This is a genomic window from Candidatus Enterococcus avicola, assembly GCF_047470845.1.
Classification (GTDB): Bacteria; Bacillota; Bacilli; order Lactobacillales; family Enterococcaceae; genus Enterococcus_D; species Enterococcus_D casseliflavus.
On record NZ_JBLGTY010000038.1, the window covers coordinates 1 to 15,361 of the forward strand.

Sequence of the window (15,361 nt, forward strand, 5' to 3'; positions counted from 1 at the left end):
ATGGCTATACAGTAAGATACGATCTTGGTGGAGAAAAAGAGAAGGACATAACAGTGAATTTGCCAGGATCCGAGTTACCACTTAGTTTAAAGGTAAAAGCACATTATACAAATGGATTACCACTTGAAGCGGGAAAAGAAGTACGGTTAAGAAACTTAACAGATGGATCAACGGAAGTACTTAAGAAACAGGTAGACGCTAACGGAGAGGTAACATTTACCGAACAAGATGGCATCAAAAAAGAAGTAAATTATGGCATCGAAACAGATGGAGTAAGAAATGGCTATACAGTAAGATATGATCTTGGTGGAGAAAAAGAGAAAGACATAGCAGTCAAATTACCCGGAGTAACGAAAAATACAAATTCTAAACAAAGTTCGGATAGTAAAGCTAGCTTTAATCATCCTTCTACTTTTTTTAACAACAACAAAAGATCATCTAATCTAAATTATAATAATAGCAATAAAAAAAGGGAACTAATGAATCAAGAAAAAAATAAAGAAGGCAATCGAAATAAAAATACTATGGAGTTACCGAAAACTGGAGAAAAATATAATGGTCTTCCTGTGTATGTAGGGTTATTCACGGCGATTGCAAGTATTATAGGGCTGAAAAAAAATAAATTTTAATGTGGGAAGTATTATTATTTCTCTAATTCTATTTGAGCAATTTAAAATATGAAAATCAATAAAGAGAAAGTTTTAAGTTGTTAAGTAAATTAAATTTCGATTGGAAGCATAGTTGAATAAGCCTAACATGTTACGAAAGATAAATAACCTACTTTTCATTTCTAGAAGAGAATGTCTTGATGCTTATAAACAGATTTAGCTCCCTATCCACTTCAAGTCTAATTCTTTTGTATGCAAATAAAGTATTTTTAGGAGAGTGTTCTCATTAGAGAACACTCTTTTTTTGTTTTGAAAACTACTTACTATACGGGTAGTTTCAAATAGTTTTGTCATCCTAATCTTCAGCAACAGAAAAAAATCCAAATTTTAAAATTTAGGCTTGACTAAAATATATTTTCTGTATACCATATAATCGTGATAATCATTATCATTTAGAAGGAGAAAGTTATGTTAGAAGTGAAAAAGCTTAATGTTTGTTATAACGATTTTTTAGCATTGAACGAGATTTCTTTAAAAATACAAGAAGGTGCTCTAACAGGTATTATTGGTCCAAATGGTGCTGGAAAATCTACATTACTTAAAGCAATGTTAAATATTATCCCTCATCAGGGAGAGGTCTCCATTAATAATGAAGATATCAATAAAAAACTGGTAAAGATTGCATATGTAGAGCAAAAAGCTGATATTGATTTTACTTTTCCAATAAAAGTAAAAGAATGTGTATCTATGGGAACGTATGCCGGAATGAAAGTTTTTCAAAGAATTAAAAATGCAGAATGGCAAAGAGTTTCAAAGGCTTTGGAAAAGGTCGATATGGGAAAATATTCTAATCATCAAATAGGAGAATTATCTGGAGGACAATTTCAACGTGTACTTTTAGCAAGATGTCTTGCTCAAAATGCGGATTTCATATTTTTAGATGAACCATTTGTAGGGATAGACTTAATTAGTGAACGAATAATTATGGATACGTTAAAAGAATTGAAAAATCAGGGAAAAACAGTGCTAATTGTGCATCATGATTTAAGCAAGGTAAAGAAGTATTTTGATAATATTATTCTTTTGAATCGAAATGTAATTGCTCACGGAAGTGTAGAATCTGTATTTAATGAAGAGAATTTAAAAAAAGCCTATGGAGATACTATATTTATTGGAGAGAGGGAATAACATGCTTCAAAATTTTATTAATGGTCTGTATGACTTTCACTTTTTACAGAATGCTCTAATTACATCTGTAGTTATAGGGATTGTTTCTGGAACAGTAGGTTGTTTTATTATTTTAAGAGGAATGTCTCTTATGGGCGATGCTATTTCTCATGCTGTTTTGCCAGGAGTAGCAATTTCTTATATTTTAGGTATTAATTTTTTTATTGGTGCTATTGTATTTGGTCTATTAGCTTCTATCATTATTACTTTTATAAAAAGCAATAGTGTAATAAAAGGAGATACAGCAATTGGTATTACTTTCAGTTCTTTTTTAGCGCTAGGAGTTATCCTTATAGGAGTTGCAAATAGCTCAACGGATTTATTTCATATCTTATTTGGAAACATTTTAGCTGTACAAGATATTGATAAGTGGATTACGATTGGCGTTTCTGTTTTAGTGTTGGTTATAGTAGTTCTATTTTTTAAAGAATTATTAATTACTTCTTTTGATCCATTAATGGCAAAAGCAATGGGGATGAACGTCAATTTTTATCATTATCTACTGATGGTTCTATTAACTTTAGTAGCAGTAACAGCTATGCAAAGTGTGGGGACTATATTAATTGTTGCAATGTTAATCACGCCAGCAGCTACAGCATATTTATATGCAAATAGCTTGAAAACTATGATATTTATTTCTGCAGCAGTCGGGGCAAGCTCATCATTGCTTGGATTGTTTATTGGTTATAATTTTAACATAGCCGCAGGATCAAGTATTGTTTTAACAGCGGCATCCTTATTTGTAATTAGTTTTCTAATCTCACCAAAACAAAAATTTTTAAGAAAGAAGGAGAGATCGTTATGATGAGAAAATGGAAAGTAGTAGTGGGAAGTCTGGGGATTTTGATTGCTCTTTTTATATTAGGAGCGTGTTCAACAAATAGTAAAGATAAAGTGGCTTCGAACGAAAAATTAAAAGTAGTAGTTACTAATTCGATTTTAGCAGATATTACTGAAAATATAGCAAAGGATAAAATTGATTTACACAGTATTGTACCTATTGGGAAAGATCCCCATGAATATGAGCCTTTGCCTGAAGATGTTCAAAAAACTTCAAAAGCAGACTTGATTTTTTATAATGGTGTTAACTTGGAAACTGGAGGAAATGCTTGGTTTACAAAATTAGTTAAAAATGCGAACAAAGAGGAAAACAAAGACTATTTTGCAGCAAGTGATGGCATAGATGTTATTTACTTAGAGGGTCAGAGTGAGAAAGGGAAGGAAGATCCTCATGCTTGGTTAAATTTAGAAAACGGTATTATTTACGCTAAAAACATTGAAAAACATTTAGCGGAAAAAGATCCTGATAATAAAAAAATCTATAAAGAAAATCTAGATAAGTATATTGAAAAATTGAATACACTAGACAAAGAAGCAAAATCTAAATTTGCTTCAATTCCGAATGATAAAAAAATGATTGTTACAAGTGAAGGATGCTTTAAGTATTTCTCGAAAGCGTATAATGTGCCTTCTGCTTACATTTGGGAAATCAACACTGAAGAAGAAGGAACGCCAGATCAAATTAAACACTTAGTTGAAAGACTACGCACAACAAAAGTTCCTTCCTTATTTGTAGAAAGCAGTGTGGACGATAGACCGATGAAAACAGTATCGAAAGATACCAATATTCCTATCTATTCAACGATTTTTACTGATTCAATTGCAGAGAAAGGACAAGATGGTGATAGTTACTACGCGATGATGAAATGGAACCTGGATAAAATTGCTGAAGGTCTTTCAAAATAAATTGGAGGAAAAAGAGTATGGTAAAAATTAAACCAACTACTATACTGATTTATTTATTAGCAATTCAGGAATTGACGAAAAGAAAAAAAAGTTAAAAAATAAAGATTTAGCAAAAATTCTAAGCATTACTCCAGCATCTGTTAGTGAGATGTTGGCTAAACTTAGATATGAAGGTTATTTAAACATAGGGTGTCAATTGACAAATAAAGGGAAAGACTTTATTGACAATTACAAAAAGAGCTTTATATAAAAGACTTTTTATTTAGAAAGGATAAGAAAATGACTATTGGAGTAATTATGATAGGACTTATCCTAATAGCTGGATATAATTTTTTTAAATCTTTCTTGGATTATTTTAGAAAAGGCGAATGATTTAGATGAGTATATTACTTCTTATAGGATTACTTTTTTTATCAGCTATTCTGTTGCTGCTCATTAGTTTAGGTTTAAGCAATGAGTTTAATAATAGACATTAATGTTTAAAAATTTATAGAATTAAAAATATCATATAAGGCGAATTTTCTCATATAGACTAGGTACTACGTGCCACTTACTGAAAGATAATAGAAAATGAACTAAGTTATTTTCAAAAGGATGTACTTCATCAAATTAAGATAGCTTTGTTTGTCTAAACAATCTATCTAAAAAAGATAAGTTCTATCGAGATGATAGGATAGGCTTATAATTAGCCTATAAATTTTTGGAATACAGCTACAATTCTTTTTCAAATTAGTTACTTAATGTTTATTTCTTATAATATAAGAATTGGTCACAATCTTACAAAATCATTAATAAACGAGTTAAACATAAAAGATTGAATAAAACTATAGTTTCTTTCATAATGCCGTTTTAAGTAGAGAAAAGCTACTTAAAACGGTATTTATGTTTTAATGGACTAATAAAAATGAACCATTATTTTTTGCACTTAAACTACAAGTTCTTTTAATTAATCTGATTATCTCTATGTATCGATAAAATCATTTTCAAATGGATATCTATTCATATGAGTTTTATTTCATGTTATTTATTGTTGACAAGAGAAATTTTTGTTGGTAAAGTGTCAATGTCAAAACGTAACGTTTACGATTTGTGGCGTCTAAATCAAAACAGAAGGAGTATAAATGTATATGGCAAAAAAGTCTAAAATTGCTAAAGCAAAGAAACAAATGGCAATGATTGAAAAATATGCAGACAAACGTCAAGAATTAAAAGCCGTAGGAGATCACACCACCCTTGCTAAATTGCCAAGAGATTCAAATCCAAATCGTCTGAGGCTTCGTGATCAGACGGATGGCCGTCCAAGAGGGTATATGCGGAAGTTTGGTATGTCCCGTATTAAGTTTAGAGAGCTTGCCCATCAAGGTTTGATTCCTGGAGTAAAAAAAGCAAGTTGGTAAGAGGAGGAAATATCATGGCAGTACCAGCAAGAAAAACATCTAAGGCGAAGAAACGGTTAAGAAGAACTCATCAAACTGTAGTAAAACCAGAAATTTCATTTGACGAAGCGAATGGTGATTATAGACGTAGCCATCATGTATCTTTAAAAGGGTACTATAATGGAAAGAAAGTAATTAAAGGAGCTTCAAAATAGTTTAATATATAACTTTTAGGAGGGAACCAAAATGGAAATTATTTACCCACCTTTAGTTGAAGAAGGATTAAAGTATTATCTTGAAACGACCCAGCAATCGCTAGATAAATGCACTTTTTATTGTTCGATGGTAGAGAGAGGAATTATTACTGAAACGGGTTTACCGACCCAACAGGCAATTGAAAATGGATTAGTCAAAGATTACTATGAGGACCAAGGCTTATCATTTGATGATTTTTTAAGAATCTATCCAATTTTTGAAGAGTATGACGAGGAGTTATTTCAATGTATCGATGGTTATTGGGAGATACCTGTTGATATGAAAGAAAATTTAGTTTCACAATTGGAATCTGGCGAGTTAACTTTTGAAGATACACAACAAATTCAAGCATATCTTGAAGATCGATAAGTATTGAAGGAGGAAGATTTATGCGTCAAAATATTATTTTGGAATGTGTCGAAACTGGAGAACGTCTGTATCTCACCAGCAAAAATAAACGGAATAACCCTGAACGGTTAGAATTAAAAAAGTATTCGCCAAAATTGCGCAGACGGGCAATTTTCAAAGAAGTGAAATAGCTAAGTGGTAAAAAGGTGACAAAATGGGCATACCAGTTACAATCGTTTCTGGGTTTTTAGGGGCTGGAAAAACAACGCTAATCAATCAAGCCTTGCAAGTCTCACCCTACCCCAGGGAAGAAATTATTATAATTGAAAATGAGTTTGGTGAAGTTGGGATTGATCACAAATTATTAGTTCATAGCGAGGAACGGGTGTTACAACTAAATAATGGATGTATGTGTTGCAGTCTTCGCAGTGATTTATTAGCAATATTGATTTCTTTACTGGAAACAATAGAAGAACATCAACAACCAATTTCACAAATCATCATTGAAACTACAGGTATAGCAGATCCCCAACCAATCATTCAAACACTTTTAACAGCGCCTCAACTAAGAGGAAGAGTATATATCGATAGTTTATTGACTGTTATTGATAGTGACAGTTTTGAATTTATTGAAAGAGAACCACAAGCCCTTAAGCAACTTGTCATGGCAGATCGCATTTTTGTGTCTAGAAAACAAAACTTGAATTTATCTGCACTAAAAAAATTACAGAGAGAAATCAAAAGTATTAACCCTTTATCCGATATTCGAATGTTCACACATAGTGAAACGATTCAAAAAAAGGATTTTTATAATTTGAAAAAATTTAATCATCCCTTAGTTTTTGAAAGTGATTCATCAGAAAATCACTCTAATGGCAAACACTATCATCAACACCATCAAGTACATGAGTTTAAATCAATTCTCTTAACTTCAGATCAAGACATAAAAAAAGATTTTTTACTCCAATGGATTGACTGGTTGATTTTAACCAACCAAGGGAGCCTGTATCGTTTTAAAGGATTGATTGCTTTACAAGAGCAGGATTTTATAGTTGCCATGCAAGGGGTAAACGAACAGGTTAATTTTCAATACACCACTCGACAAAAAGACCAAACCACTATTATTCTAATCGGAAAAATGTTGGATGAAGAAAGGATCAAACAGAGTTTTGATAAATTACTGGCGGAAAGCAAATAATGATAAGTATTGATTGGGGGTAATTTCTAATGGAGAAAACGGATATATCTAGTGCATATCGACGACTTAAAAGCCCGAATATTAAAACTAGAAAAAGGGCATTAAAAATTATCAAAGAACATAAACGAAATAAAATGAAGAAATTAGCATAATTAAGGAAGGAAAAAGAATGAAGAAAATCAGTGTAGGACTTGTTGGGATAGCAGCTCTAGGATTATTGGGAGCTTGCTCCAGCACTAATGATGCAAAAGTATCGAATGATAAAGATGGAAAATTAGAAATTGTAACAACATTCTATCCAATGTATGATTTCACCAAAAACATCGTCGGCGATGAAGCGAACGTGGATTTAATGGTTCCAGCGGGATCAGAACCTCATGACTATGAGCCCTCAGCTAAGGATATGGCAAAAGCTCATGATGCTGATGTTTTTGTATATCATAACGAAAACATGGAATCATGGGTACCAAAAGCTAAAGAAAGTTGGAAGAAAGCTGGGCCTAATGTAGTAGAAGGAACAAAAGACATGATTTTATTGCCAGGTAGTGAAGAAGAAGATCATGATCACGGAGAAGAAGATCACCATCATGAACTAGATCCTCATACGTGGGTTTCACCCAAAATGGCAATTAAGGAAGTTTCAAATATCAAGGATCAGTTAGTTAAATTGTATCCGAAAAAAGCAAAAGTATTTGAGACAAATGCTGAAAAGTATTTGACTAAACTGAAACGGTTGGATGCTGACTATACCACTAGTCTTAAAGAAGCGAAACAAAAAAGTTTTGTGACACAACATGCAGCCTTTGGATATTTAGCTTTGGATTATGGATTGATACAAGTTCCTATTGCTGGACTAAGTCCTGAAGAAGAGCCATCTTCTGGTCGATTAGCTGAATTAAAAGAGTATGTTAAAAAAAATAAGATCAATTATATTTATTTTGAAAAGAATGCTAATGATAAAATCGCAAAAACTTTGGCCAATGAAGCTGGGATAAAATTGGAAGTATTGAATCCTCTTGAAAGTCTTACAAAAGAACAAATGGATAATGGTGAAGATTATATTTCAGTAATGGAAGACAATCTAAAAGCGTTAGAGAAAACAACTATGGTTGCTGGTGAAGAGGTAGTTCCAGAAAAAGAAGCGAAGGATGAAAAGACAGTTGCTAATGGGTACTTTAAAGATGCCGATGTGAAGGATCGCGAATTGAGTGATTATACAGGCGAATGGCAATCTGTTTATCCGTTGTTAAAAGATGGAATTTTGGATGAAGTTTTCGATTACAAAGCAAAACTCAATAAAGACATGACAGCTGCCGAGTACAAAGATTATTATACTACTGGCTATAAGACAGATATTGATACTATCAACATTAAAGACAACACCATTGATTTTGTAGTCAACGGTGAACATCATCAATACACATACAAATATGTTGGATACAAAATTTTGAATTATGAAAAAGGAAACCGTGGTGTTCGTTTTAATTTTGAAACTGATGATGCAGGTGCTGGTCGCTTTAAATATATTCAATTTAGTGATCATGGAATTGCACCAAGTAAGGCAGAGCATTTCCATATTTTCTTTGGTGGAGAAAGTCAAGAAAAACTTTATAATGAAATGCATAATTGGCCTACTTTCTATCCAGCTTCATTATCTGAGCATGAGATTGCTCAAGAAATGATGGCCCATTAAAATCCAATCTTTGGAGAAAATACATGGTAAGAAAAGTATTATTGTCTATGGATTCCAAGAATATTGATGCTTATCGGCGTTATCGATTTGCAAAGCAAATGAGATTAAATGGGAGTACATTAGCTGATATTGCTGCAACTTTATATGTTAGTGTTGACACAGTTCATAGAGCATAAAATAAGATTTAGATTGTTGTTTTATCAAGGTTAATACTGGAAGAAGTAGACGTTTAGAAAAACGACAAAATAGCTTGATTAATTAGTTGTAACACTAGAGTAGATCAATTTTCTTTTATTAGGATTTGATTCTGCTCTTTATTATGTATAGGAATTAACGTATTCAAAAAAATATTTCAAAATTGTAATGCAATTATTTATAATTAACAGTTTTACAATGCTGAAAATGATGATAATATTTTTGTATCTGTTAATAAAAGTTTTGTATTATTAATTTTTTTATGGATCAATACAAGCGAGTAGGAAGAAATATATATATAATAAAATAATTTAAATTGGTGTACGTACAAATATGCTTATTAAAGTATTTTAGACTCTCATACTAAGTGCTATTACTACGGTGAATTCTTTAGGAAACTAATAAATAGTTTGCTTTGATGTTATAAAAGAGACTTTATAAGGTGATAAGATGATTAATCAAAAGCACAAAAAGAAAAAGAAAATTTCTTCCAGTAGAAATTCTGAAAAAATAACTTTTTGCTTAATAGTGAATAATTTAAATAGCAATAAAACTGGCAACACTATCAAAACAAGTGACTCTGTTTGATTAAATACTAATGGTCAAGTTATTAAAATATTTTGTTTAATTAAATAGAATAAGTTTGGAAAATAATTTATATTTAATCCTAGACAATTATTAGTGATTTAAATACTTCAACCATACTCATTAAACTATCGAAGGGCATACTCCCAAAAACTAAAATCAAAACTAGCGATTCTAATGATGTTGAAAACTGAGTTGAACATTAAGTAGACACAATATCTAAAGTGGTGAGGGACCAGCCATAATTACTGCGCTGAAAGTAAAAGAATAATAGAGAAAACTTTCCTGCAAAAATTATTATTACAATTGCGCTGTTTTATTTTACTTTACTATGATAAATGGAGGGATAAAGTCATATGTCTGACAAAAATACTTATGCATGTCGTAGTCAACGTCATAGACAAGAACCTGATACCTATAAAAATTCAGGTCAATTGAATGAAACTATAACCTCAAAAAACGGGAATGAAAACAAACAACTAAAAATACCGAAGAAAAAATCTAATTATAGCAAGTATATATTCGCATTATTTACCGCACTTATTCTAGTAATTGTCGCTACTAGCGGCTATATTGTTTATACATTAAAACAGCAAGAAGCAGAAGATCAAGCCAAATATGAAACTGCTGCAAAAAATCTCATGGCTTCAATCCAAGAAGAGCAAGACCAAATTGGAATTTCAACGAAAATAGATATTATAAATGACGGAGAAAATAAGTGCCTTGTTTACCGTCCAGTTGATGAAAATACTGTTCCTTTCAAAAATGCAAACCAGCTCTTAGACGAGCTTGCTCAAAAGCAACAAAAAAAGCATCGTGAAAAAGAAGTGCTTACAGTTGCCAGAATAAAAGCAACAGCAATATCTTCTAAAATTGGTCAGTATAGAATTGAAGCAGATAGTTTTATCTGGGATCGCAGTAAGGAAAATTTTAAAAAGCCAGACAGTATTTCTGAGAAAGCCATTTATGTTTCCGAAAAAACTGGCAAAGAAATCACAAATAAGGATTTGATTCCAGATGAAGGAAGTCTCTTAGGTATTCAACAGGTGATTCAGCAATCCATACTTGATCAAGCCAAAGAACCTGAAAAAATCATTGATGCTGTATTAACAATGGATAGAATTTCTTATGATAGTAAAATGACTTATACACCTGATGAATTGACTATCGTCTTACCAAAAAATTCAACTGGAACTTCTAAAGTCACTCTAAAATACAAAGATATTGCTCCATTCATTGATACAGATCTGGTTTCGCAAGAAAGTATAAAAGATACATTACCTGCATTAGATGAAAATAAAAAGTACGTCGCTCTTACTTTTGATGATGGTCCAAATAATAGCTCAACACTTGATTTGTTGAATATACTAAAAACAGATAACGTGAAAGCTACTTTTTTCATGTTAGGACAGATGGTGGATCAAAATCCAGATGTTGCAAAACAAGTCCACGACGAGGGTCATGAGGTAGCATGTCATTCGTATTCTCATCCACAATTGAATACACTTTCGACAGAAAAATTACAAAGTGAAATAAATAAAGCTAATAAAGCAATTTTCAAAGCTACGGGTGTCTTACCTCGCAATATCCGTCCCCCTTATGGTGCTATCGATAAAAAGAGTGCTGAGGCAATTGGTATGCCAATTATTCAATGGAATATTGATTCGCTGGATTGGAAATCAAGAAATCCTGAAGCAATCAATAATGTTGTCAAACAGAACATCTTTAATGGGGCAATTATCCTGATCCATGATATCCATCCTGAATCAGTCAAAGCTGTACCAGGATTGATCACTATGTTAAAAAATAAAGGATACGAATTTGTGACGATCGATCAACTATTGTCAGGAAAACAAAAACCATTGCATCAATATTTTGGTATGAATGATGAGCGACTAGTAGATTAACTATCTTAAAAATTTTGATGTAATCCTTTGATTCATTCAAAAAAGAGATTTTTAGATAGAAGAGCTTTGGTTTAAATGGGTAAAACATACTATTATCAATAATAAAATAATCCTTTTTTATTATTTTTGTTGATAGGTAAAATAATATATTTGTAGTTTCTCTTTCAGAAGAAAAGTTAAATAAAAAAAACTGATAAAGTGTGTCAAGTATAATAACTAATATAAACACAAGCACTACATTATTTTTAATTATAAGTCAATAACGGATCTACTTCAAAAATAGAAAGATATCCTGATAGTAAAGATGGTAGTAAAAACTGTAAGAAATTCACTTAAAATGAGCTAAGAAATTTGATGGAAAATTTGAAGTAGACATGAAGAAAGGGAGAAGCAAAAGGCATCTCCCATGTTTTTATGTTTTGATTTCAAATTTTGATATTGCAAGATATACTGCGATCATACACTCCTGATAGCAATCTTGGTCGTATTTTCCGTTTCTCCACGATTTTTTGTGTATCAAAGAGCTAAATCTTTTAAGAATGGCTTCAATGGCTTCTTCATTCCCAGATTTCGCTAAAATGAAATCTTCTTTCAATGTATTCATAGACCCTTTTCCTTTCCATAAATTTAAATGTTTTTTACAGGAGGTGGTCGTATCAGAATTGAAATTAAAATCGAGTGAATAATTTTTAAATAAGCAATTCTTGGATTTTTTGATAAAGGCGATGCTTTAGATTAGTGGCTCCTTGTCTCGTAATACCTAAAGATTCTCCAATCTCTTTATCTGTCTTGTCGAAAATAAATTTTTCAACAAGAAATATCTGTTCTTTTTCTTTTAACAAAGGAATAATCTTAGCTAATTTGGCATCTTCAACTTTAAAAGTTATATTTAAAATAGGAACAGGTTGCTTGACTTTGATTTTATTTTCAGTAAAGAAATTTTGAGGAAATTGATCGAGTTGTTCATGGTCTCTTATCTTTTTCTGCTTTTTAAAATAGGAGTTTGCGGTATTCTCGATGACCTTTTCAAAAAAACGAATAAGTTGGGCATTCACGCGTTCATCATTTTCTGACATTCTACTCACTTCTTCCAATCAAATTTAAAAGGAGAATGAACAGAAAGCGTGAAAAGAAGCTAATGCAATCTATACTTATCAATAAACTCTATAATATAATCTCTTTATACATTGATGTTACTTTACTATCAATGTTTATTTTGAGAAAAATATTATGAGTTAAGTTATCGTAGGAAATGCTTAAACCAAGATGATTGGTTGAATTTTTGAAGATTTCTTTATTTGATAGTGGATGGCCTGTACTTTTTAGAATTGGCACACCGGTCAAACTGATAGTTGAGTATGAAAGCACTTGTTTATTTGTCCTTTCCCCAATATATTGTTAGTAACTCATCCTATCTAGAAATAGTTTCTAATTTTTTAGTGATAATCATTATTTTTATATTCGTCCTTATTCGGCTTATTAAGTGAATTGATATTGTATATTGAAAAAAGTCTCGCTTTTAACTCATATTAATCTCTACTAAGATTCCTCCTTTCTTCGAGTATTATTCTCATTTGTTTATAAATTGCATTTTTTTCTTCTTCTAGTTTCAGCGTTTTCTCCTTTCATTATTAACAACGAGGAAAAAGGCTAAATGGACACAATATAAATATATTTAATAGAAGGGTAAAAAATGATCGTTCATATTGAAATTATTGAAAATATATTTTAATATATTATATGATAAATCGGACGTGTTTTACTATTTTTTAATAAAATGAACGTTCGTTTTCAGTTTTATTTTCAGCTAATTTTTATGTAAGGAGGATAAATAGTATGTTTTATCAAAAAACGGAGAAGCAGTTTAAGTACGCAATTAAAAAGAAAAAAGGAGGAGGTGGAGCGGCTTCTTTCATTATCGGTGCAATTTTTTTAGGAATAGGATTAATTTCTTATCCTACAGTTTCTTTTGCTAGTGAAACAACAGAGATAAATCAATCAAGTGAAATCCAATCTAGTTTGACTAATTCTGGTCTAAAAGAAAGTAATTCAGAAGAAAAACAAAATATTGATATGTCGGAAGATAGCTCTATAAATAACGAACTAGAACTAGATTCGAAAGCAAACGTTTCTGGATCAGAAAATTCATTTGATGAATCTACTAACAATCTAGAAACTACAAATTTATCTGAAGATAGTATTGAAGTTCAGTCAGAGTTTATTATTCAAAATGAAGACTCGACTGATAATGATGCTGTTCAAGAATTAGAAATGAATCCCCATGAAGATAACGGTGATGATATTTCAGTTGAGAATCAGATGACAGGAGCTACAGAAGAAAGTATAAAAAGTAATACTCAAGAAGTAGATAAAGATACGACAATTTTATCTGATACACCAAGAGATTTCGTCAATTTAGAGGACACTAGTACAGATATAGAAAATGCTACTCCACAAAAAATAGACAAAAAAGACAGTACGTCTTTATCAGAGGAGAATCTTTCGTCACCAGCATCAAGTACTTTACGCAGAAGAATTAGGAGTTTGGATGTTCAAACTGGAGAAACTTTTTTAGAAGATTGGGCACTACCAGACAATTCTAACATTTCTGGAACTTTGATTACCCAGACTGGAATTACGTATGTGGGTGTAAAAAAGGATGATCCTACCCAATTGCATTTAAAAATGGCCTATAGAGCTGCAGCAACACCAGCTGCAATTGATTGGATTTATCTTCGTGTGGATCCAGAGCTTATGAAATATATTAAAGAAATCAACATAAAAAATACTGTAAACATCGGTGCGCAAGTTGGTTACCAACGATATTTTGAAAAAGTAGATGCTAATACATTGAGTGATGTAAATACTTTCGGAACCCCGACCGGTGTAAGTGATGCTTATGCACAAGTAGATCAAACAACTGGCGGAATCTATCGTGTATTATTAGATAAATTTTTTACACGTATTCCAGGTGTAAAACCTAAGGACCGAGGTGCGTTATCTGGAAACTGGGGTGTATTTCCATCAGTTCCTCTCGAGGCTGAGAGATATGAAGCAAATATCTATATAAAATTATCAAAAGATGTCGCAGAGTTACAGCAAGAACTTGGAAGGGATAAGTTTGGTGTTCAACTTCGTTTACAAGGTCAATCAAGTTCTGGTGTTGCAACTATTGCTAAAGAAAGTTTAAATAAGAATACTATTATTGATCTTTCACAAGAAGAGCCAGAAGAAAATAGTTCAAATTGGTTAAATTCACCATCTATCCATACAATTACTACTACTTATGAAGGAAAGCAAATGGGGAGCGATGGTCAGTTCAGTAATATTCTCGAAGGAACTGATAAAAGTCTGATTAGAGTTCAGAATACAATCATGAATAACCTTTTATATGGAACGGCACTTGATTTAGGTCGACCTGTTTCATTTAATATTGAGATTGATCCACAAATATTAAATTTAGTTTCAGATGATGATTATATTACGATTTGGCAAGTATACAGAGAAAATAGTATCAACCATCATGACGGTGGATCAAATGCACCTGTCATGTTGAAAAAGAATATGTTTGTAGATAATAAAATAAAAATTGAAGTCAACAAGGATAAAGCTGGTCAGTATGAAAACGGAGTTTACTACGTTAATGCTGTTGAGAGCTTTATGAATACTTTGAGTTCCTCACCATTTGTTGGTGCAAACTTTATTGATATTCCTGTTATGCCTAAACCTCTAATTGAAGATGAAGATCAATTGGTATCAGCAGAAATTAAAACATGGTTTACGGATAAAAAAAATGATCAAGAGAGAGTAGTAAGAAACTCACTTGCTTCAAGTTACATTAATTTATTCCCTACTACTATTAATTTCTATGATTATTCAACCAAGGATACAGAACAATTATTGAAGTTACGTGAATCAACCTATTTAGTTTCTACGTTTGGTCAAGAAATTAATGGAATGGATATGGGGGAAACATACGAAATTAGTAATTATGAGTTTGTGACTGCCGATCCTGAAAGTTTAATAATTACACAAAAAGATGGAAATGTCATTAATTTATATTATAAGAAACTTTCTAGTGATGCTGAATTTTATGAACCAGAAGTAGAAAAAGAAGAAGTCAACTATGGAGGAACGATTGATTTAACGGATAATGTAACTAATCTTGAAGAGTTGCCGGAAGGCACGAAAGTGAACGATGTTACACCAGAAGGTGTCATTGA

The 15,361-nt window shown here is 31.7% G+C and carries 15 protein-coding genes and 2 pseudogenes; 15 read left to right on the plus strand and 2 right to left on the minus strand.

The window, feature by feature from the left end; genetic code table 11:
- From ACI3E5_RS16885 to ACI3E5_RS16950, 14 genes and pseudogenes are all read left to right on the plus strand, one after another.
- Positions 1 to 629 (plus strand): LPXTG cell wall anchor domain-containing protein (locus ACI3E5_RS16885; protein WP_269013580.1); only part of this gene is annotated, 629 nt, incomplete at its 5' end.
- A 447-nt stretch (positions 630 to 1,076) separates the two neighbouring features.
- Positions 1,077 to 1,796, plus strand: coding sequence for a metal ABC transporter ATP-binding protein (locus ACI3E5_RS16890; RefSeq protein ID WP_002406972.1), 720 nt, complete (start codon positions 1,077 to 1,079; stop codon positions 1,794 to 1,796).
- Between the two features lies 1 nt (position 1,797).
- Positions 1,798 to 2,640, plus strand: coding sequence for a metal ABC transporter permease (locus ACI3E5_RS16895; protein WP_010710542.1), 843 nt, complete (start codon positions 1,798 to 1,800; stop codon positions 2,638 to 2,640).
- Positions 2,637 to 3,581 (plus strand): metal ABC transporter substrate-binding protein, encoded by a 945-nt coding sequence (locus ACI3E5_RS16900; protein WP_060814981.1) that lies wholly within the window; start codon positions 2,637 to 2,639, stop codon positions 3,579 to 3,581. The genes ACI3E5_RS16895 and ACI3E5_RS16900 overlap by 4 nt, the downstream gene beginning before the upstream one ends.
- A gap of 17 nt (positions 3,582 to 3,598) precedes the next feature.
- A pseudogene (locus tag ACI3E5_RS16905) lies at positions 3,599 to 3,831 on the plus strand (metal-dependent transcriptional regulator).
- 877 nt (positions 3,832 to 4,708) lie between these two features.
- The gene (rpsN, locus tag ACI3E5_RS16910; protein ID WP_498822124.1) at positions 4,709 to 4,978 is read left to right on the plus strand and encodes a 30S ribosomal protein S14; all 270 of its coding nucleotides are present in this window, start codon (positions 4,709 to 4,711) and stop codon (positions 4,976 to 4,978) included.
- A 14-nt stretch (positions 4,979 to 4,992) separates the two neighbouring features.
- Entirely contained in the window at positions 4,993 to 5,172 is a 180-nt protein-coding gene (gene rpmF, locus ACI3E5_RS16915) for a 50S ribosomal protein L32 (RefSeq protein WP_002297318.1), read from the plus strand.
- A gap of 31 nt (positions 5,173 to 5,203) precedes the next feature.
- Positions 5,204 to 5,581: a hypothetical protein gene (locus ACI3E5_RS16920; RefSeq protein ID WP_137264893.1), complete on the plus strand. Its 378-nt coding sequence runs from the start codon at positions 5,204 to 5,206 to the stop codon at positions 5,579 to 5,581.
- A gap of 20 nt (positions 5,582 to 5,601) precedes the next feature.
- Complete coding sequence (rpmG, locus tag ACI3E5_RS16925; RefSeq protein ID WP_002297320.1) at positions 5,602 to 5,751, plus strand: 50S ribosomal protein L33; 150 nt, start codon at positions 5,602 to 5,604, stop codon at positions 5,749 to 5,751.
- Positions 5,752 to 5,774: 23 nt separating this feature from the next.
- On the plus strand, positions 5,775 to 6,758 hold the full coding sequence (locus ACI3E5_RS16930) for a CobW family GTP-binding protein (protein ID WP_137264892.1): 984 nt from the start codon (positions 5,775 to 5,777) through the stop codon (positions 6,756 to 6,758).
- A gap of 29 nt (positions 6,759 to 6,787) precedes the next feature.
- The gene (locus ACI3E5_RS16935) at positions 6,788 to 6,910 is read left to right on the plus strand and encodes a putative metal homeostasis protein (protein WP_002322279.1); all 123 of its coding nucleotides are present in this window, start codon (positions 6,788 to 6,790) and stop codon (positions 6,908 to 6,910) included.
- Positions 6,911 to 6,927: 17 nt separating this feature from the next.
- On the plus strand, positions 6,928 to 8,451 hold the full coding sequence (locus ACI3E5_RS16940) for a zinc ABC transporter substrate-binding protein AdcA (RefSeq protein ID WP_137264891.1): 1,524 nt from the start codon (positions 6,928 to 6,930) through the stop codon (positions 8,449 to 8,451).
- 23 nt (positions 8,452 to 8,474) lie between these two features.
- Positions 8,475 to 8,713, plus strand: a pseudogene (locus ACI3E5_RS16945) (hypothetical protein).
- A gap of 874 nt (positions 8,714 to 9,587) precedes the next feature.
- Complete coding sequence (locus ACI3E5_RS16950) at positions 9,588 to 11,138, plus strand: polysaccharide deacetylase family protein (protein WP_498822121.1); 1,551 nt, start codon at positions 9,588 to 9,590, stop codon at positions 11,136 to 11,138.
- 412 nt (positions 11,139 to 11,550) lie between these two features.
- Here the strand turns inward: ACI3E5_RS16950 and ACI3E5_RS16955 are convergent, their stop codons facing one another.
- Positions 11,551 to 11,742, minus strand: a complete 192-nt coding sequence (locus ACI3E5_RS16955) for a helix-turn-helix domain-containing protein (RefSeq protein WP_137264906.1) — start codon at positions 11,740 to 11,742, stop codon at positions 11,551 to 11,553.
- Between the two features lie 85 nt (positions 11,743 to 11,827).
- Complete coding sequence (locus ACI3E5_RS16960) at positions 11,828 to 12,214, minus strand: sigma-70 RNA polymerase sigma factor region 4 domain-containing protein (protein ID WP_137264905.1); 387 nt, start codon at positions 12,212 to 12,214, stop codon at positions 11,828 to 11,830.
- Between the two features lie 760 nt (positions 12,215 to 12,974).
- Here ACI3E5_RS16960 and ACI3E5_RS16965 point away from each other — a divergent pair.
- The coding region (locus ACI3E5_RS16965; protein ID WP_498822122.1) for a Rib/alpha-like domain-containing protein at positions 12,975 to 15,361 on the plus strand (2,387 nt) is incomplete at its 3' end.